The sequence below is a fragment of the Rhodococcus sp. NFXS4 genome (genome assembly GCF_058139645.1).
Genome location: NZ_CP192221.1, coordinates 2,450,976 through 2,470,348, shown reverse-complemented (window position 1 = coordinate 2,470,348; position 19,373 = coordinate 2,450,976). Strand labels below are relative to the sequence as shown.

18 protein-coding genes and 2 pseudogenes are annotated in these 19,373 nt (G+C 68.8%); 15 read left to right on the top strand and 5 right to left on the bottom strand.

What is annotated here, in order from left to right:
- Positions 1-2 precede the first annotated feature (2 nt).
- The 7 genes from J4E04_RS11555 to J4E04_RS11525 all read left to right on the top strand — a co-directional run bounded on the left by J4E04_RS11555 (position 3) and on the right by J4E04_RS11525 (position 5,038).
- Positions 3-440: a PaaI family thioesterase gene (locus J4E04_RS11555; RefSeq protein ID WP_490148651.1), complete on the top strand. Its 438-nt coding sequence runs from the start codon at positions 3-5 to the stop codon at positions 438-440.
- 81 nt (positions 441-521) lie between these two features.
- Complete coding sequence (locus tag J4E04_RS11550; RefSeq protein ID WP_027505419.1) at positions 522-824, top strand: urease subunit gamma; 303 nt, start codon at positions 522-524, stop codon at positions 822-824.
- Positions 825-834: 10 nt separating this feature from the next.
- The gene (locus J4E04_RS11545; RefSeq protein WP_027505418.1) at positions 835-1,167 is read left to right on the top strand and encodes an urease subunit beta; all 333 of its coding nucleotides are present in this window, start codon (positions 835-837) and stop codon (positions 1,165-1,167) included.
- Positions 1,167-2,888 (top strand): urease subunit alpha, encoded by a 1,722-nt coding sequence (locus J4E04_RS11540; RefSeq protein WP_027505417.1) that lies wholly within the window; start codon positions 1,167-1,169, stop codon positions 2,886-2,888. Before J4E04_RS11545 ends, J4E04_RS11540 begins: the two co-directional genes overlap by 1 nt.
- Entirely contained in the window at positions 2,888-3,550 is a 663-nt protein-coding gene (locus tag J4E04_RS11535; protein ID WP_222645180.1) for an urease accessory protein UreF, read from the top strand. The genes J4E04_RS11540 and J4E04_RS11535 overlap by 1 nt, the downstream gene beginning before the upstream one ends.
- A 26-nt stretch (positions 3,551-3,576) precedes the next feature.
- Positions 3,577-4,257: an urease accessory protein UreG gene (ureG, locus tag J4E04_RS11530; protein ID WP_027505415.1), complete on the top strand. Its 681-nt coding sequence runs from the start codon at positions 3,577-3,579 to the stop codon at positions 4,255-4,257.
- A gap of 1 nt (position 4,258) precedes the next feature.
- The gene (locus J4E04_RS11525; protein WP_490148650.1) at positions 4,259-5,038 is read left to right on the top strand and encodes an urease accessory protein UreD; all 780 of its coding nucleotides are present in this window, start codon (positions 4,259-4,261) and stop codon (positions 5,036-5,038) included.
- Between the two features lie 169 nt (positions 5,039-5,207).
- Here J4E04_RS11525 and J4E04_RS11520 read toward each other — a convergent pair.
- Positions 5,208-6,546 (bottom strand): annotated as a pseudogene (locus J4E04_RS11520) (NAD(P)/FAD-dependent oxidoreductase); the annotation flags it as partial.
- Positions 6,547-6,624: 78 nt separating this feature from the next.
- Entirely contained in the window at positions 6,625-7,575 is a 951-nt protein-coding gene (locus tag J4E04_RS11515; protein ID WP_490148649.1) for an NADP-dependent oxidoreductase, read from the bottom strand.
- Positions 7,576-7,665: 90 nt separating this feature from the next.
- Here J4E04_RS11515 and J4E04_RS11510 point away from each other — a divergent pair, with 90 nt between their 5' ends.
- A complete protein-coding gene (locus J4E04_RS11510; protein WP_056445133.1) occupies positions 7,666-8,541 on the top strand; it encodes an LLM class F420-dependent oxidoreductase in 876 nt (291 codons plus the stop codon).
- 1 nt (position 8,542) lies between these two features.
- Positions 8,543-9,220: an SDR family NAD(P)-dependent oxidoreductase gene (locus J4E04_RS11505; protein ID WP_490148648.1), complete on the top strand. Its 678-nt coding sequence runs from the start codon at positions 8,543-8,545 to the stop codon at positions 9,218-9,220.
- A 6-nt stretch (positions 9,221-9,226) separates the two neighbouring features.
- Here the strand turns inward: J4E04_RS11505 and J4E04_RS11500 are convergent, their stop codons facing one another.
- A complete protein-coding gene (locus tag J4E04_RS11500; RefSeq protein WP_261769395.1) occupies positions 9,227-10,267 on the bottom strand; it encodes an AraC family transcriptional regulator in 1,041 nt (346 codons plus the stop codon).
- A 54-nt stretch (positions 10,268-10,321) separates the two neighbouring features.
- On the opposite strand from J4E04_RS11500, the gene J4E04_RS11495 reads away from it, so the two are divergent.
- Together J4E04_RS11495 and J4E04_RS11490 are read left to right on the top strand one after the other, a co-directional pair.
- Entirely contained in the window at positions 10,322-11,851 is a 1,530-nt protein-coding gene (locus J4E04_RS11495; protein ID WP_490148647.1) for a flavin-containing monooxygenase, read from the top strand.
- Between the two features lie 50 nt (positions 11,852-11,901).
- Positions 11,902-12,060 (top strand): annotated as a pseudogene (locus tag J4E04_RS11490) (Clp protease N-terminal domain-containing protein); the annotation flags it as partial.
- Between the two features lie 173 nt (positions 12,061-12,233).
- Here the strand turns inward: J4E04_RS11490 and J4E04_RS11485 are convergent.
- A complete protein-coding gene (locus J4E04_RS11485; protein ID WP_490148646.1) occupies positions 12,234-13,058 on the bottom strand; it encodes an SDR family NAD(P)-dependent oxidoreductase in 825 nt (274 codons plus the stop codon).
- 126 nt (positions 13,059-13,184) lie between these two features.
- Here J4E04_RS11485 and J4E04_RS11480 point away from each other — a divergent pair, with 126 nt between their 5' ends.
- The 4 genes from J4E04_RS11480 to J4E04_RS11465 are packed head-to-tail and all read left to right on the top strand — an operon-like array spanning position 13,185 to position 17,055.
- Positions 13,185-13,679, top strand: coding sequence for an SRPBCC family protein (locus tag J4E04_RS11480; protein ID WP_222631239.1), 495 nt, complete (start codon positions 13,185-13,187; stop codon positions 13,677-13,679).
- A 27-nt stretch (positions 13,680-13,706) separates the two neighbouring features.
- Positions 13,707-14,621 (top strand): TIGR03620 family F420-dependent LLM class oxidoreductase, encoded by a 915-nt coding sequence (locus J4E04_RS11475; protein WP_037185417.1) that lies wholly within the window; start codon positions 13,707-13,709, stop codon positions 14,619-14,621.
- A 56-nt stretch (positions 14,622-14,677) separates the two neighbouring features.
- On the top strand, positions 14,678-15,667 hold the full coding sequence (locus J4E04_RS11470) for an ABC transporter substrate-binding protein (RefSeq protein ID WP_490148645.1): 990 nt from the start codon (positions 14,678-14,680) through the stop codon (positions 15,665-15,667).
- A gap of 59 nt (positions 15,668-15,726) precedes the next feature.
- Complete coding sequence (locus tag J4E04_RS11465; RefSeq protein WP_490148644.1) at positions 15,727-17,055, top strand: lipase family protein; 1,329 nt, start codon at positions 15,727-15,729, stop codon at positions 17,053-17,055.
- A gap of 61 nt (positions 17,056-17,116) precedes the next feature.
- Here the strand turns inward: J4E04_RS11465 and katG are convergent, their stop codons facing one another.
- Positions 17,117-19,297, bottom strand: coding sequence for a catalase/peroxidase HPI (gene katG, locus J4E04_RS11460; protein WP_027505407.1), 2,181 nt, complete (start codon positions 19,295-19,297; stop codon positions 17,117-17,119).
- Between the last annotated feature and the right edge of the window lie 76 nt (positions 19,298-19,373).

Sequence of the window (19,373 nt, the reverse complement as noted above, 5' to 3'; positions counted from 1 at the left end):
CCATGAACGATGTGTCACCGTCGGTGTCGGACGAACTTCGAGAGCAGTTGGACAGCGGTTTCGGGAAGGTGCTGGGTCTGCAGTTCCGCGAACTGGGACCCGATCGGGCCACCGCGGAGTGGACCGTGCGCCCGGAACTCCTGCAGCCGTTCGGGATCGTGCACGGCGGCGTGCACTGCGCCGTCGTCGAGTCGCTGGCGAGCACGGCGGGCGCCCTGTGGTTGGGGGATCGCGGCCACGTCGTCGGAGTCAACAACACCACCGATTTCATCCGCGCCGCCCGCGAGGGCGTGCTCACCGCCGAGGCACTGCCCGTGCACCGCGGGCGGACCCAGCAGATCTGGACCGTCACCATCACCGATGCCGCGGACCGTCTCATCGCCCGCGGCCAGGTCCGACTGCAGAACATCGAGGACACGGGGCGGATCGGCGCGTCCTGACGCGCGTCCGGCGAGCGCGACGGCCAGGGTCGTGCCAGCATTGCCTGTCGCCGTCGTTCGCCGCGAAGGGAAGTGTCCCCCATGAGATTGTCTCCGCACGAGCAGGAGAGGTTGCTGCTCAGCTACGCCGCGGAACTGGCGCGTCGCCGGCAGCAGCGCGGACTCCGGTTGAACCATCCGGAGGCGATCGCGCTGATCACCGACCACCTGCTCGAGGGCGCACGCGACGGGCGGTCCGTGGCGGAACTGATGTCGTCGGGCCGTGAGGTGCTGACCCGCGCCGACGTGATGGACGGCATCCCGGAGATGCTGCACGAGGTGCAGGTGGAGGCCACGTTCCCGGACGGCACCAAGCTCATCACCGTTCATGACCCGATCTCGTGAAGGAGTGCGCGTGATTCCCGGAGAGATCATCACCGAGGACGGGTCGATCGAGCTCAACGCCGGTCGTGCGTCGCTCACTCTCGACGTCGTGAACGACGGCGATCGGCCGGTGCAGGTGGGAAGTCACGTCCATCTCCCGCAGGCCAACGCCGCGCTGACGTTCGATCGCGTCGCCGCGCACGGGAAGCGCCTCGACATCCCGGCGGGCACCGCGGTGCGGTTCGAACCGGGTATCGCTCAGGAGGTCGTGCTCGTCGACATCGGCGGTCTCCGCGAGGTTCACGGCATCTCGCTCACCCCGCCCGGCGCACTGGACGACACGACACCCCGGGACGGTCACTGATGGCGTACCTCGATCGTTCGCGCTACGCGGAGCTGTACGGACCCACCACGGGTGACCGGATCCGCCTGGCAGACACCGACCTGCTGATCGAGATCACCGAGGACCGCAGCGGTGGGCCGGGTCTCGCCGGCGACGAGGCCGTGTTCGGCGGCGGCAAGGTGATCCGCGAGTCGATGGGACAGTCGCGGGCCACGCGGGCCGACGGTGCGCCCGACACCGTCATCACCGGTGTCGTGGTGCTCGACCACTGGGGTGTGATCAAGGCCGACGTCGGACTGCGTGACGGACGGATCGTGGCGCTGGGCAAGGCCGGGAACCCGGACACCATGCCGGGAGTGCATCCCGGTCTCGTCATCGGGCCGTCCACCGAGATCATCGCCGGCAACGGCAAGATCCTGACCGCCGGCGCCATCGACTGCCACGTGCACCTCATCGCCCCCCAGCTCATGGAGGAGGCGCTCGGCGGTGGCATCACCACCATCATCGCCGGCGGCACCGGCCCCGCCGAGGGCACGAAGGCGACCACCGTGACCCCGGGTGCCTGGCATCTGGCGCGGATGCTCGAGGCCATGGACGGGTGGCCGCTGAACGTGGCGCTGCTGGGCAAGGGCAACACCGTCTCACCCGACGCGATGTGGGAGCAGTTACGTTCCGGCGCATCGGGATTCAAGCTGCACGAGGACTGGGGCTCGACCCCGGCCGCCATCGACGCGTGCCTGCGGGTCTGCGACGAGGCCGGTGTGCAGGCGGCGCTCCACTCGGACACTCTGAACGAGGCGGGCTTCGTCGAGGACACCCTCGGCGCGATCGCCGGTCGCGGCATCCACTCGTACCACACGGAGGGTGCGGGCGGCGGGCACGCGCCGGACATCATCACCGTCGCCTCGCAGCCACACGTGCTCCCGAGTTCGACCAACCCGACTCGGCCGCACACGGTCAACACTCTCGACGAGCATCTCGACATGCTGATGGTCTGTCACCACCTCAGCCCGTCCATTCCCGAGGACCTCGCCTTCGCCGAGAGCCGCATCCGCCCCTCGACCATCGCGGCCGAGGATCTGTTGCACGACATGGGTGCCATCTCGATGATCGGCAGCGACTCGCAGGCAATGGGACGCATCGGTGAGGTGGTCATGCGGACGTGGCAGACCGCACACGTGATGAAGAAGCGTCGTGGCTTCCTCGCCGGTGACTACCGTGCGGACAACAACCGCGCGATGCGGTACGTCGCGAAGTACACGATCTGCCCGGCCGTGGCGCACGGACTCGACGGCGAGGTCGGATCCGTCGAGCCCGGCAAGTTGGCCGACCTCGTGCTGTGGGAGCCGGCGTTCTTCGGTGTCCGGCCGCATCTGGTGATCAAGGGCGGCATGATCGCGTGGGCCACCATGGGCGACGCCAACGCCTCGATTCCGACACCGCAGCCGGAACTGCCGCGACCGATGTTCGGAGCGGCACCCAAGGCGGCGGCCGCCACGTCCGTGCACTTCGTCGCGCCCCAGGCGCTCGACGACGGGCTGGCCGATCGCCTCGACGTCGCGCGTCGACTCGTTCCGGTCGGGAACGTCCGCGGCATCGGGAAGGCACAGATGGTGAACAACGACGCGGTTCCCCGTATCGAGGTCGATCCGGACACCTTCACCGTCCGCATCGACGGCGACGTCTGGACCGAGCAGCCGGCGACGGAGCTGCCGATGGCGCAGCGGTACTTCCTGTTCTGATGACGAATCCGCATTCCGGTGTCGGCCTCGCCACGTTGCTCACCCTCGCCGACTCACGGCTCCCGATCGGTGGGCACGTGCACTCGGGGGGAGTCGAGGAGGCGATCGCCGAGGGACTCGTCCGGGACCTGCCGACGCTCGAGGCGTATCTGCTGCGGCGTATGCGCATCAGCGGCGCCGTGGCGGCGTCGATCGCTGCCGCTGTGGCCGCCGGTGTCCTGCCCGCGGACGCCGCCGATCGCGAGACCGACGCCCGCACGCCGTCTCCTGCGGCTCGCGCCGCGTCCCGCGCCCAGGGGAGGGGATTGCGTCGCCTCGCCGAGACGGTGTGGCCGGACCACGACTGGACGGCGGTCGGACGGCGCCCGCACCTGCCCGTCGTGGCGGGAGTCGTCGGTGCCGTCACCGGCGCGGGACCGTACGAGACGGCGTCCGTGCAGATCTACACGGCCATGACGGGCGCCGCCATCGCCGCCCAGCGACTTCTCGCGTTGGACCCGGGCGCCGTGGCGGGGTGCACCGTGGCGCTCGCGGCCGAGTGCGACCGGATCGCGGCCTCGGTCGCACGCGCGCTCCCGGCTCTGTCCGACGAATCGGATCCGCTGCTGGACCACCTCGGCGAACGTCACGTCCGGCGCGAACGTCCCCTCTTCGTCTCCTGATCACCCCACAGAAAGAGAGAACACCCATGCCTCCGCATCTCATCGACGGCGAGCCCCACTCCCACGCCCTGGACCGGCCCAAGCGCGTCCGCACACCCGGAGAAGCGCTGCGCGTGGGTATCGGCGGTCCCGTCGGATCCGGCAAGACCGCACTGGTGGCGGCGCTGTGCCGCCAGCTGCGCGAAGAACTGTCGCTGGCCGTGCTGACCAACGACATCTACACGACGGAGGATGCCGACTTCCTGCGCCGTCACGCAGTTCTGCCGGACGAGCGCATCACGGCCGTGCAGACCGGCGGCTGCCCGCACACGGCGATCCGCGACGACATCACGGCGAACCTGGACGCCATCGACGACCTGGTCGACGCCAATCCGCCACTCGATCTGATCCTCGTCGAGTCGGGCGGCGACAACCTCACCGCGACCTTCTCGTCCGGGCTGATCGACGTGCAGATCTTCGTCGTGGACGTCGCCGGCGGTGACAAGGTGCCGCGCAAGGGCGGTCCCGGCGTGACGTTCTCGGATCTGCTCGTGATCAACAAGACCGATCTCGCCCCCATGGTGGGTGCCGACCTCACGGTCATGGAGAACGACGCGGTGCGGGTGCGTGAGGGTCGTCCCACCGCTCTGATCTCGCTCACGGAGGATCCTGCCGCGACGGTGGTGCTCACCTGGGTGCGCGAGCAGCTCGCTGCCGTCGCTGCCTGACGTGACGACGCACGGCGCGCTGCGCTCGACGGTGCTCGTCGTCGCGTCGCGGAGCAGGTCACCGCGCATCGAGGCGGTGGGCGGGCTCGCCGTACGCCGGACCGGAGTCGACCGTGTCCACCTCGTCGGCTCGGCCGCGACCCCGCTGGGTGGGGACACCATCGACGTCCGGATCGTGGTCGAGGCGGGGGCGCGGCTGCACGTGTGCAGTGTCGCCGCCTCGGTGGCGTTGCCCGGGCGCTCGACCGACGTGTCGCACGCGTCGTGGACCGTGGACGTCGAGGACGGCGCCGAGGTGATCGTGGACCCGGAACCCACCATCGTCGCCGGATCGGCGGACCACCGATCGTCGGTGTCGCTGCATCTCGGCGACCGGGTACGCGCCGCCGTGCGCGAACGAATCCAGATCGGCCGCACCGGGGAAGTGGACGGCCGGTGGTCGGGTCTCTTTCGAGTCGACGGCGTGGCCGGTCCGGTGCTCCGCCACCGACTCGACCTGGGTAGGGGCGCCGCAGGGCACGACGCGCTCTTCGCGCCGACCGCGTCGATCAGTACGTTGACCTGGCCGGAGTGTCTGGCGGACAGTCCCTCCGGAGACACCGTGGCCGGTCTGGAGACGACGATGCCGATGGCCGGAGGCGGGACACTGTCCACCTGGCTCGGCCATCGGCTCCCGGTGACCCGGTCGGTCGCTGCGCTCTCGGCGCGGGGAGATCAGCCTGCGCGCTTGGCTTCCGCGGTCTCCGCCGCTCCGTCGTTCGCGGAGGGCTCCTCGCCCTGACGCTCCGCCGGTGTGGGTGAGGCGCCGGAGGCGGCCCGCTTCTCCGTGCTGTCGAGCTGCCTGCTCTGTTCCGCCGCATCGGCCGTGGCACCGGACTCGCGGTCCGCCGCCTTCGAGGTCGCCTCGACCGTGCGGGTGGGGATCGCCACGCCGTCGACGCGGTTCTCCTGCTCGAGCGTGTGGAGTTGCTCGATTGCGAGGCGCGCGAACACCTGCTGTTCGGTGGACGCCATCTGCGCCCGACCCTTGCCCAGGAAGGTGACGAACCAGGAGATCACCGTCGTCAGACGGTTCCGGTATCCCACCTGGTAGAAGAGGTGGAGTCCGAGCCATGCGACCCAGGCGATGAATCCGCCGAACTCCAGCTTGCCGACCTTGCACACGGCGCTGAATCGCGACACCGTGGCCATCGACCCCTTGTCGAAGTACGAGAATGGCTTGCGCTCGGACGGGTTCTGTCCGTCGAGTGAGGCCTTGATCTGCTTCACCGCGTACTTCGCGCCCTGGATCGCGCCCTGCGCCATACCCGGGACGTCCTTGACCGACATCATGTCGCCGACCACGAACACGTTGGGGTGTCCCTTGACGGTCAGATCCGGCTCCACCACGACACGGCCCGCGCGGTCGACCTCGGTGCCGTCGGACTGGTCGGCGAGCTGCTTGCCCAGCGGGCTGGCCTGCACGCCGGCGGACCAGACCTTGCACTGCGCCTCGATGCGGCGTTCGGTGCCGTCCTTGTCCTTGACGGTGAGACCGTCGTTGTCGACGCCGGTGACCATCGCGTTGAGCTGGATGTCGACACCGAGCTTGGTGAGGCGCTTCGCGGCCTTCTCGCCCAGCTTCTTTCCCATCGGGGGAAGCACGGCGGGCGCCGCGTCGAGCAGCACCACCTTCGCGTCCTTGGCGTCGATGTTGCGGAAGGCTCCGTCGAGCGTGCGCGTCGCGAGCTCGGAGATCTGGCCCGCGAGCTCGACGCCGGTGGGGCCTGCGCCGACCACGACGAACGTCATCAGGCGCTCGCGCTCGGCCGGATCGGTGGACAACTCGGCCTGCTCGAACGCGCCGAGGATGCGTCCGCGCAGTTCCAGGGCGTCGTCGATCGTCTTCATGCCGGGTGCGAACTCGGCGAAGTGGTCGTTGCCGAAGTAGGACTGCTGGGCGCCCGCAGCCACGATGAGGCTGTCGAACGGCGTCACGGTCTCGCGCTCGAGCAGCCGCGAGGTGACGGTCTTGTTCGTCAGGTCGATGGTCTCGACGTCACCCATCAGAACCTCGGCGTTCTTCTGCTTCCGCAGGATGACGCGGGTCGCGGGGGCGATCTCGCCGACCGAGAGGATGCCCGTGGCCACCTGGTAGAGCAGTGGCTGGAACAGGTGGTGGGTGGTCCGCGCGATGAGCGTGACGTCCACATCGGCTCGCTTGAGGGCCTGTGTGCCGAAGAGGCCACCAAAGCCGGAACCGATGACGACGACGCGGTGGCGCTTCTTCTCGTTCGTCTCGACGCTCATGTATCCGCTCCTAGATGTCTATGCGTTCTGAGCTCAACGGTAGTCTCCCCACCCCCGCGCGTCTCCGCGAGGCCGTCGTCAGGGGACGAGGACGTACTTGCCGCGCGGGTGGTGCGTCTGCAGTTCGCGGTGGGCGGTGGCCGCCTCCGCGAGGGGAAACGTCCCGGCCACCGTCACGGTGATCACCGATCCGGCCAACTCGAGCAGAGGTAGACGCGCCTCCTTGCGCCGTGCGGCGCTCTCGTTGTTCCCGCCGCCCGCGGACCGGAAACCCTCGTCGGCTGCCCGACCGAAGGCAGTGATGGTCACGATGCGCGTCCGGTCCTGCACCACCACCAGGGACACGTCGATCGCCTCGTCGGTGCCGGCCGTGTCCAGCGCGGCATCCACGCCGTCGGGCGCCGCGGTGCGTACCCGGTCGAGCAGACCGTCGCCGTACGCGACTGCGACAGCGCCGAGGGCGCGCACCGCGTCGAGGTTGCGGGGATTCGCGGTGCCGATCACCTGTGCTCCGCGGTGCAGGGCGAGCTGGACCGCCTGCGAGCCGACGGCGCCGGATGCTCCGTGGATCAGGACGCAGTCGCCCTCCTCTACGCTCGCGAGCTCCGCCATGTCGTAGGCGGTGGCCGCAGTGAGGGAGTACCCGGCCGCTTCCTCCCAGCCGAGCGCCTGCGGTTTCGGCAGCACCGCGTCGGCATCGACGAGAAGGCGATCGGCGTAGGCACCGTCTGCCAGAACGATGACCTCGTCGCCGACACGGACGGGACCCGCCGGTCCGACGGCGTCGCGCCCCACCGCGGACACCACGCCCGACGCCTCGCTACCGAGGTGCAGCGGGAGTGTGCTCTCGTCCGTCCCGAATGCGCCGCTGTAGAGCTTGTGATCGAACGGATTGACGCCGGCGGCGCGAATGTCCACGACGACCTGTCCGGGACCCGGTTCGTCGACCACCTCGTCGCGGATCGCCAGGACGTCGGGTCCACCGAAGGCCGTGGCGACCACGGTGCGTGTCGTTCTCGAACCAGTCATACGAGGACCAACGGTGCCCGGTGCTCCGAATGTTCCCCGGGAGTGCACCGCGTCGGCGGAGTGCTGATCCGACCATCGAGGAGAACCATCGTGCAGTTGGCAGTCCACTATCCCTACTTCACCCTTCCGGGTGGCTCCGCGGCCACGGCGGGACTGCTCTCCGACTCCGCGCGCGCTGCGGAGGACGGCGGGTGCACGCTGTTCACGCTCATGGACCACTGGTTCCAGATGGAGAATCTGGCGACCGCGCAGGACCCCATGCTCGAGGGCTACACCTCGCTGGGCTTCCTCGCGGGCCGGACCGAGAGCATCCGCCTGGGCCTGCTCGTCACGGGCGTGACCTATCGGCATCCGGGGCTCCTGGCGAAGACGGTCACGACCCTGGACGTGCTCTCCGGCGGTCGAGCGATGCTCGGCATCGGTGCGGCCTGGTACGAGCGCGAGCACCGCGGCCTCGGTGTGCCGTTCCCGTCGACGGCCGAGCGGTTCGAGCGTCTCGAGGAGACGTTGCGCATCTGCAGACAGATGTGGAGCGACGACGACGGACCCTTCGAGGGCACGCACTACTCGCTGGCCGAGACGCTCTGCGAGCCGAGGCCGCTGCAGAGTCCGGGTCCGCCCATCATGGTCGGCGGGTCGGGGGAGAAGAAGACACTCGCGTTCGTCGCGCGGTACGCCTCGCTGTGCAACCTCTTCGCCCCCGACCAGGAGACCGTGGCACACAAGCTCGACGTGCTGCGCGGTCACTGCGAGCGCGAGAACCGCGACTACGCGGAGATCGAGAAGACCATCATCACCTCGCTCGACCCGGTGGCCGACGAGGCCGGCTTCCTCCGGGAGATGGAAGGGTTCGCCGCGCTCGGAGTCGACACCGTGTGCGTGAGCCCGCAGGGACAGGACCCGGTGACCTGGACCCGGTCCGCCACCGCAGCCGTGGTCGACACACTCGCCGGATTGGAGAACTGACATGGACCTCCCGGGCAAGCACTTCCTGGTGACCGGCGCTTCCGGCGCTCTCGGATCGCGCATCACTCGCCGCCTGCTCGACGCCGGCGCCACCGTCACCGCGTCCGGCCGCTCGGAGCAGACGCTGGCCGGTGTCGACCTGGGCAGCGCGCACCTCGTGGCGTCGGACCTGACCCACCCCGCGGCCCCGGCCGACCTGATCGCGGCGGCCAAGAGCCACACCGGAACGCTCGACGGCGTCGTGATCGCCTCGGGCGTGGTGGCGTTCGGACCCGCGGCCGAGGTGGACGACGACACCGTCGACGATCTCCTGCTGGTGGATCTGCTGGCGCCACTGCGGCTGGTGCGATCGGCACTCACCGAGGTGGAGTCCGGGGGCGTCGTCGTCAGCATCAGTGGGGTGATCGCGGAGACGCCCGTCGGCGGGATGGCTGCGTACTGCGCGGCGAAGGCCGGGATCAGCGCGTTCGTCGAGGCGGCTCGACCGGAAGCGCGTCGGCGCAAGCTGCGGGTCGTGGACGTACGTCCGCCGCACACCGAGACCGGTCTGGCCGGGCGCGCGATCGCGGGCACGGCGCCCACCATGCCGGACGGTCTCGATCCGGACGCTGTCGCCGACCGGATCGTCAAGGCCATCGTGGACGACGAGAAGGATCTGGCGTCGACCGACTTCAGTTGAGTCGGGTCAGAGAGCGCCGCGGCGGACGGTGGTGGGCGTCGCGTTCCACCACCGTCGGCACGCACGAGTGAAGGCGGACTGCTCGGACAGTCCCACAGCGGCCGCGATCTGACTCATCGGCAGCGACGTCGTCGTGAGGTACCGATGGGCCTCCGTGCGGCGCACCTCGTCGACGATCGCCGCGAACGACGTTCCCTCCCCGGCCAATCGGCGTTGCAACGTCCGCGGGTGCAGGTTCAGCAGATGTGCGGCACCGTCGATGTGCGGTGGGGTGGTGCCGAGGGACTGCTGCAGGATGGTGCGCACCCGCGGTGCCACCTCGGTGGTGGGTCCGGCGCCCTGCCGAGCGAGGAAGGCCAGGGCCAGCCGTTTGAGGTTCGAGTCTCCGCCGTGGAGCGGTCGGTTCTGGAGTGTGGCCGGGACCCGGAGGACGGCGGCGGGACGGCCGACGCTGACCGCGACGCCGAAGAAGTTCTCGTAGACCGACACCGGAGCCGCCGGCACGTAGGGGAGCTCGACCGAGCGGAGTCCGTACGACCCGCCGACCAGTGCGATGGTGGCGCGGTGGAGGAACCCCAGCCCCATGTCGGTGCCCTGGACGGGCGCGACGACCCCGGGCTTCGTTCCGTACCGCAGCGCGACGATCCCCGGCGTCCCGTACGGGTCGGGTTCGGCACGCAGGCTGAGCGACTGGGCATGGATGAACAGGTAGTGCTCGGTGCACTCGAGTGCCTCCCCCACGGTCGAGGAGTTCTGGATCGCGAGTGCGAGCGGACCGAGCATGCCGAGATCCTGGCGCCGTGCGATCCGCAACCCCAGATCGGGGCACGCCAGCTCCGCCGCGGCGATCTCGAGAACCGCGGCCATGGCGACGTCCTCGACGAGGAGGTCGTCGGCGTCGAGCGCGTCCACGGGCAGCCCCGCCGCGACCGCGTACGCCTCGGCGTCCCCGCCCAGTTCGGCCACGGTCGCGCGGAAGCCGCGGAGACCGGCGGAGCGGATGGCGGGCACAGCGCTCACCTTGGGGTAGCTGTCGTCTGAAGTCAACTAGTTGTCGTGAGGTGTCAAGCCATCGGGTGGTGGCACGAGGACACTGGAGTCATGACGTCCACCACCGATCGACTCGACTCGTCCCCGACCGACACCACCCTCGAGCATCTCGACGTGATCGTCGTCGGCGCCGGGCTCTCCGGCGTCGGTGCGGGCTACCGCCTTTCGACGGAGCATCCCGGCAAGTCGTGGGCCATCCTCGAGGCGCGGTCCTCGATGGGCGGCACCTGGGATCTGTTCCGCTACCCCGGTGTGCGCTCGGACTCCGACATGTACACGCTCGGCTACCAGTTCAAGCCGTGGCGCGAAGCAAAGTCCATCGCCGACGGGCACTCGATTCTGAAGTACATCGAGGAGACCGCTGCGGAGTTCGGGATCGACGAGCACATCCGGTACGGGACCCGCGTCGTCGGCGCGGATTTCTCCACCGCGGAGGCTCGCTGGACCCTGACTCTCGACGTGACCGACGAGTCGGGAACCTCGCAGCAGCAGATGACGTGCGGCTTCCTGTACTGCTGCTCGGGCTACTACGACTACGCCAAGGGCTACAACCCCGACATCCCGGGACTCGACACGTTCGAGGGCACCGTGGTGCATCCCCAGTTCTGGCCCGACGATCTGGACTACGCCGGCAAGAACGTCGTCGTGATCGGCAGTGGCGCCACCGCAGTGACCCTCGTGCCGTCGATGGCGCGCGACGCCGGTCACGTCACGATGCTGCAGCGTTCACCCACCTGGATCAGCGCGGTCCCCGGACGTGACAAGCAGGCGGACAAGATTCGTGATCTTCTCCCGGCAGGTTTGGCGCACAGCGTGATCCGGGTCAAGAACATTCTGTTCAGCACCGGCTTCTATCAGTTCTGCCGGCGTCGTCCGCAGGCGGCACGGCGGCTCCTCACCAATCTCTCGACCAAGATCCTGGGCGACGAGAAGCTGGTGGCCGAGCACTTCACGCCCGAGTACAACCCCTGGGATCAGCGACTGTGCGCCGTCCCCGATGCCGATCTGTTCAAGGCGATGAAGAAGGGGAAGGCGTCGGTGGTCACCGACCGCATCGCCTCCGTGCGCCCCGACGGCATCGACCTGCAGTCGGGCGCCTCGTTGCCCGCCGACGTCATCGTCACCGCGACGGGACTGCAACTGCTCGCCTTCGGCGGTATCGAGCCCAAGGTGGACGGCGTGACCGTCGATCTGTCGAAGCAGTTCGTGTGGCAGGGCGCCATGATGACTGGTGTCCCCAACTTCGCCATCTGCATCGGCTACACCAACGCGTCGTGGACTCTGCGCGCCGATCTGACGTCGCGTCTCGTGTGCCGCGTGCTCGGGTACATGGACGACAAGGACTTCGCGTCCATCGTCCCGCAGCCCGACGGACCGCTCGAGGAGCGTCCGCTGCTGGACCTGCAGTCCGGCTACGTCCAGCGCTCGATCGACGCCTTTCCCCGGCAGGGCGATCACGGCCCGTGGCTGGTGCGTCAGAACTACATCCTCGACTCCGTCACCACGCTGCGGGGCGACCTCGGCAAGACCCTCTCGGGGACGCCGCGTCGGTCGGTGCGACGCGCCGCCGGAGTCGCCTGACCCGCCATGCACAGGACCACCCATCGTCAACTCAGGGGTGACGGTGGGTGGTCGACCAGGCACGTCGGTCCGGGGCGTCCTGGACCGACATCGGCCGCAGTACGGGAGTGAGCAAACAGGCCGTGCAGAAGAAGTTCGTGGCCAGACCGCACGCCGACGAGGCGTTGAACGCCAGCCAGGTTTTCGCTCGTTTCACCGAGCGCGTGAAGTACAGCCGCCGGCACGCGTTCCGTTCGATGCTGCGACGGCCGAGATTCTGGAACTGACGTTCCGCGAGGCGCTGCGCCTCGGGGCTGCTCAGTGGTCTCGGCGTGACGAGGGACCAGGTGGAGACCGACCTCGCTGCCGCTCTCGATCTGTCCTGAGAGCGGCAGCGCGTCCGTCACATGCCGCGGCGCATCACGGCGTAGTAGGCGGACGGGAACACGCGGGCGAGGATGTCGACGGTGTGGGCACTCGCGGCGATGAGGACCCGTCCCTTGCGCTTCTCGACCCCGTCGAGGATGCGGAGTGCAGCCTTGTCCGCGGGATAGGTGAGCAGTTTGGCGAAGGTGGCCTTGCCGTCCGCGATCTCCTTGTCCGTCGCTCCGGCGGCCGAACCGGCCGTCTCGGCGATGCGGGTCTTGATGCCGCCGGGGTGCACCGACGTCACGCCGATCGTCGGCGCCAGTTCGTGGCGCAGGCACTCGGTGAACCCGCGGATGGCGAACTTCGACGACGAGTAGGCCGACTGCCCCGGAGGCGCCACGATGCCGAACAAGCTCGACACGTTGACGATGTGCGCGCCCGTGGATCGGCGCATCGTCGGCAGCAGACGTCGGGTGATGTCCACCGGCGCATGGAAGTTGATGGTCATCACCGAGTCGAAGTCCTTGGCGGTGAGTTGCTCGAACGAGCCGCCGAACGCGATACCGGCGTTGTTGATCAGCAGGTCGATGCGCTCGTGCCGCTCGATCACACCGTCGATGACCACGCCGAGCGCGTCGAGGTCGGAGAGGTCCGCGACGACGACGTCGACGCTGCGTGCCGGTGAGGCGGACTCGATGGCGTGTGCGACGTCGGCGAGCCGATCGGCGTCCCGGTCGAGCAGGATCAGATCGGTGCCCCGTCGCGCGAGCTCGTGGGCCATCTGCTCACCCATGCCACTGGCGGCGCCGGTGACGAGCGCGGTGGCGCCGGGAAAGCGGAAGGGGGGCAAAGACGACATGACAACTCCTGAGCTCGGCGGTACCAACGTCTCGATCATCGCGGACGGCGGGCCGTCGTTCTTGACTTCAGGCGACACCGTCGTCGATCGCCCGCATCGAGGCCGTCGGGTCGCTACGGTGCACCGGTGACGCCTGACTCGACCGCTCCGCTCGCGTCCGGATCCGTGACGGTCCGCGCCGATGCCGAGGACGTGTACGCCCTCCTGACCGATCTCGACCGGCTCGCCGATCTGGCGGACGAGACGCACTCGATGCGGTGGGTGGGGAGCTCCGGCGCCCGTCCGGGTGCGTCCTTCGTCGGTCGGAACCGCAACGGTCTGCATCGATGGTCGACCACATGCACCGTGACCGCCGCCGACCCCGGAGCAACCTTTGCCTTCGACGTGCACTACGGCCCGTTCTCGCTGCCGATCGCGCACTGGCGCTACGACATCGACGGCGGTGGCGACGGCGGCGAGACCACGGTGACCGAGCGGATGTGGGACCGGCGGCCGCGATGGTTCGTCGGCGTCGGAGGACTGGCGACGGGTGTCCGCGACCGCGCCACGGTCAACGGCGACCACATCGCGGCCACCCTCGAACGGCTCCGGCAGACCGTCGACGGTCCCTTGGATTCGTAGGGTGCGAGTGCGGGCACACTGGACGCCATGACGGCACACGCGACGATCGGCATCTGGACCGGAACGCTCGACGGGGTCTCCGCCTCCGCGGTTCCCGACGTGGTGGGGGAGGTGGAGTCGCAGGGCTGGCACTCGCTCTGGTTCGGCGAGGCCTACGGCCGCGAGGCGCTCACCGCCGCGCAGATGTACCTCGGCGCCTCGTCGTCGCTGATCGTCGGTACCGGCATCGCGAGCATCTACGCCCGCGACGCCGTGGCGACCGCATCGGCGGCACGTACCCTGCACGCCGTCTCGGGTGGTCGGTTCGTCCTGGGACTCGGCGTGTCGCACGCTCCGCTGGTCGAGCGCATGCGCGGTCACAACTACGGCAAGCCCGTCGCGGCGATGCGGGAGTATCTCGACGCACTCGACAACGCACCCGCGGCAGTGGCGGGGGAAGAGCAGAACCCACCACGACTGCTGGCGGCGCTGGGTCCGAAGATGCTCGAGCTGTCCCGCGATCGCACCGCGGGGGCGCATCCTTACCTCGTCACACCGGAGCACACGGCGACGGCCCGCGAGATCCTCGATGCCGGAGACGGCGAGAAGCGCCCGGAACTGGTCGTCGAGCAGGCGGCGGTGGTGGACCCGGTCGCCGACACCGATGCGGAGGTGTGGGCCGAACGCGCGCACGCGCATCTGAACATCTACACCGGGCTGCCCAACTACCGGAACAACTGGGAGCGTCTGGGTTTCGGGCAGGACGACTTCGTCCGCGGCGGCAGCGAGAAGCTCGCCGAGGCGATGGTGACGCGCGGACTCGACGCGACTGTGGCCCGAGTGCGCGAGCACATCGAGGCGGGAGCCACCAGCGTCCTCGTCCAGGTCCTCGGATCCGCGATGAACGTTCCGCCGGTGGACGACTGGCGTCGACTGGGTGAGGCCCTCGAGCTCTCCCGTTGAGCTGAGGGTAGCCTTACCGCAAGCCTGCTCCACCAGTCGTCCCCGAAAGGTTCTTCATGCGCGTCTCCGTCGGTGTGTCCGTCGCGGCCACCGTTCTTCTGCTCGGAACGGCGGCGTGCAGCTCGTCGGACACGGACTCGGCGCCGGCCGCGGACGCGTCGGGAGCCTTCCCGGCCGAGGTCACCGACAAGTTCGGGACCGTGACGGTCGAGGGTGCGCCGGAGCGTCTGGTGACCGCCGGGTACAACGACCAGGACTTCGCGCTCGCTCTCGGTGTCACACCCGTGGCCACCCGCGGATTCACGGGGTACGACTACACCACCCGACCGTGGGCCCAGCAGCAGCTGAACGGTGCCACGATTCCCGAGGTGGGAAGCGACACACTCGATCTCGAAGGTGTCGCGGCCGCGGAGCCCGACCTCATCATGGCGACGTACGCCTATCTGGAGGAGCCCGAGTACCAGCAGCTCGGACAGATCGCCACGACGGTCGGCGACATCCCCGGCTCGGACGGGTCGGAGACCCCGTCGTGGCGAGACCAGTTGGCCGCGTACGGAACCGCCCTGGGCAAGACGGCCGAGGCAGAGACCGTGCGTGACGAGGTCGACGCGACGTTCGTAGACGCCACGACCCAGAACCCGTCCTTCGCCGGCCGCACCGCTGCGGTCGCGCTCTATCTCGACGGCACCTTCTACATCCTCGACAGCGGTGACCCGCGGAACAGGTTCTTCACCGACCTCGGCTTCGCGACGCCCGAGACCACCGGAACGGTGAGCCCGGAGCGCTACGACCTGCTCGATCAGCAGACTCTCGTGCTGCTGGGCGTCACTCCCGAGGACGTCGCCGGTGATCCGCTGCTGCAGAGCCTGAACGTGGTGAAGGAGGATCGCACCGTCTACGTCGGCGAATTCGGGACCACCGTGCCGGCCGCTCTCGGTTTCGCCAGCCCCCTCAGCCTTCCGTACGCGGTGGACGCGCTCGTCCCGGTGCTCGCACGGGCCTCGGACGACGATCCGGCCACCCGCGTCGGCACCGTCGAGGGCTGATCGGTCCTGCTCACGGGTCGGAAGGTTAGTGTGACCCGACGACAGGGGTAACCGTGGGCATGAGCATCGAGCAGTACGACAGGGACGGGGGCGGCCCGCCCGAGACCGAGCACTGGTCCGAGGGCCCGGTCACCACCCCGGAGCGGGACCCGTTCTACGTCGCGCCCGACGGTTTCGAGAGTGCCGCGTGCGGCGACGTCCTGCGCACCAGACCCGTGCGCATCGGTGTGTTCGGCCGGGTGCGGCAGCGCGTGCAGGCCTGGCAGCTGCTGTATCGCACCGAGGATCTCGAGCGCGTGCCACGCGTGAGTGTCACCACGGTCTTGCTGCCCGCCGGAGCCGTCCCCGACGCGACGCGACCACTCCTGTCGTATCAGTGCGCCATCGACGCCGTCTCCGGTCGATCGTTCCCGTCGTACGCGCTCCGGCTCGGGTCACGGGCGCGCGGCACGGTGCCGCAGTACGAGTTCCTGCTCGTCCTGCACGCCCTGCGTCTGGGTTGGGCGGTCTCGATCCCGGATCACGAAGGCGCCGAGGGGCATTGGGGTGCTCCGCTCGAGCCCGGGTACTGCACTCTCGACGCCGTCCGGGCCGCGCTCTCGTTCGACGAGCTCGGTCTCGACACGACCACACCGGTCGGACTGTGGGGATACTCGGGTGGCGGGCTCGCGTCGTCCTGGGCGGCGGAGGCCGCGGGGGAGTACGCACCCGAGATCGATGTCGTCGGAGCCGTTCTCGGGTCGCCGGTGGGTGATCCGGCGTCGGCGTTCTTCCGGCTGAACGCCACCCGCTACGCCGCGCTGCCGACTCTCGTCATCGAGGGTCTGCGGCGTACCTACCCGGCCCTGGACGACGTCATGCAGGAGTTCGTCACCGAGGAGGGTCTCGAGCTGCTGGCGTCGACGAACAAGATGACCACGATGCAGGCCATCATCGCGCTCCGCGGGTTCGACCTCGACGCCTACTCGACCATTCCCATCGCCGACGTCATGGCTCGTCCGGAGATGGTGACGATCTTCGAGGAGATCCAGCCGGGCCGGTCGGCGCCCGGATTCCCGCTGCTCGTCCTGCAGGCGACGCACGATCAGATCATCGCCGTGGACGACGTCGACGGGCAGGTGACGCGCTATCGAGACGCGGGTGCCGAGGTCGAGTACGTCCGCGATCGCACGAGCGAGCACATCACGCTGCTGCCGCTGTCGGTCCCGCTGACGCTCCGATGGCTCGACGACCGGTTCGCCGGGCGCCGACCGGGACTCGCGGCCACCAGGACCGTCTTCTCGGTGGCGGCGTCGTGGCGCAGCGCCGCGGGCTATCTGGCCATGGCAGGCTCGGCGGCGAGAGCGCTGACCGGGCTCCCCATCTCCGTCCGCCGCACCCGACGCTGAGACGACACCACCCCCGCACCGAGGACTCGGTGCGGGGGTGGTGTGGTGTTCAGGAGCGAGATCAGGCCAGTTCGAAGCGATCCAGCATCATGACCTTGTCCCACGCGGCGACGAAGTCCTGGACGAACTTGTCCTTCGCGTCGTCGCAGGCGTACACCTCGGCGATGGCACGGAGTTCGGAGTTCGAGCCGAACACCAGGTCGTTACGGGTGCCGGTCCACTTCGTCGCACCGGTGGCAGCATCCTTGGCCTCGTAGATGCCGTCCTCGGACGTGGGAACCCACTCGGTGCCCATGTCGAGGAGGTTCACGAAGAAGTCGTTGGACAGTGTGCCGACCTTGTCGGTCAGAACGCCGTGCGACGAGTTCTGGTAGTTGGCGCCGAGAACACGCAGACCACCGACGAGGACGGTCAGCTCGGGTGCGCTGAGTGACAACAGGTTCGCCCGGTCGACGAGGGAGTACTCCGCCGGCAGCTTCTGGCCCTTGCCGAGGAAGTTACGGAAGCCGTCGGCCTTCAGCTCGAGGTCCGAGAACGAATCGACGTCCGTCTGCTCCTGCGTGGTGTCCATGCGGCCCGGGGTGAACGGAACGCTGACGCCCGAAGCCTTCTCGAGTGCCGCGACGCCGCCGAGGACGACGAGGTCGGCAAACGACACCGTTCCGGAGAACGACTCCTGGATGCCCTCGAGCACGCGGATGACCTGTGCCAACTCGTCAGGCTCGTTGACCTCCCAGCCCGCCTGCGGCTGCAGGCGCAGGCGACCGCCGTTGGCACCGCCGCGCTTGTCGCTGACGCGGAAGGACGACGCTGCGGCCCACGCGGTCGAGATGAGCTGCTCGGTGCTCAGTCCGGAATCGAGGATGGTGGACTTGAGCTCGGCGATCTGTGCATCGTCGATCAGTTCGTGGTCGACGGCCGGGATCGGGTCCTGCCACAGCAGGGTCTCCGACGGCACCTCGGGTCCGAGGTACCGGCTGACCGGTCCCATGTCGCGGTGGGTCAGCTTGAACCACGCCTTCTGGAACTCTTCTGCGAGCTCCTCGGGGTGGTCGAGCCAGCGACGGGTGATCTGCTCGTAGATCGGGTCGACGCGCATCGCGATGTCCGAGGTCAGCATCGACGGGTGGCGACGCTTCGTCGGGTCGGCGGGGTCGGGAACCAGGTCCGCGCCCTCACCATTCTTCGGACGCCACTGATGTGCGCCGCCGGGGCTCTTGTAGAGCTCCCACTCGAAGCCGTAGAGCGTCTCGAGGAAAGTGTTGTCCCACTGCGTCGGGGTCGGGGTCCAGATGACCTCGAGGCCACTCGTGATCGCGTCCGCGCCGACACCACTCTGGAAGCTGTTCTTCCAGCCGAGACCCATCTGCTCGATCGGGGCGCCCTCGGGCTCGGCTCCGATGTGCGCATCGGGGTCGGCCGCACCGTGGGTCTTGCCGAAGGTGTGTCCGCCGACGGCCAGTGCTGCGGTCTCGACGTCGTTCATGGCCATGCGGCCGAAGGTCTCGCGGATGTCCAGTGCGGACTGCACGGGATCCGGGTTGCCGTTCGGACCTTCGGGATTGACGTAGATCAGGCCCATCTGCACGGCTGCCAGCGGGTTCTCGAGGCTCGTACGATCACCGTCGTAGCGCTCGTCGCCAAGCCAGGTCTGCTCGGGGCCCCAGTAGACGTCCTCGTCCGGCTCCCAGGCGTCGACGCGACCGCCGGCGTAGCCGTAGGTGGGCAGTCCCATGGACTCGATGGCGACGTTGCCTGTCAGGACGATGAGGTCGGCCCAGGAGAGCTTGCGGCCGTACTTCTGCTTCACGGGCCAGATCAGGCGACGGGCCTTGTCCAGGCTCGCGTTGTCCGGCCAGCTGTTCAGCGGTGCGAAGCGCTGCATGCCGGCTCCGGCTCCGCCGCGTCCGTCCTGCTTGCGGTACGTGCCGGCTGCGTGCCACGCCATACGGATGAAGAAGGGGCCGTAGTGGCCGAAGTCCGCGGGCCACCACGGCTGCGAGTTCGTCATGACCGCTTCGATGTCGCGCTTGACCTCGGCGAGATCGAGCGAGTTGAACTCGGCCGCGTAGTCGTAGTCCGCGCCCATCGGATCGCCGACGGCGGGGTTCTTCTTCAGGATCTTGAGGTTCAGTGCCTTGGGCCACCACTCGTGGTTGGTGCCACCCTCGACCGGCATCGGCATCTTGTCGTGCATGACAGGGCAGCCGCCGGACGCGTCCTGCGGCTGGTCCTGGTTCATCTCTTTTTCGCGTGTTGTGTGGTCCTCGGACACGAGTTTCCCTCCAAGAGAAGATGAATGAACTGATTTCGCGGCG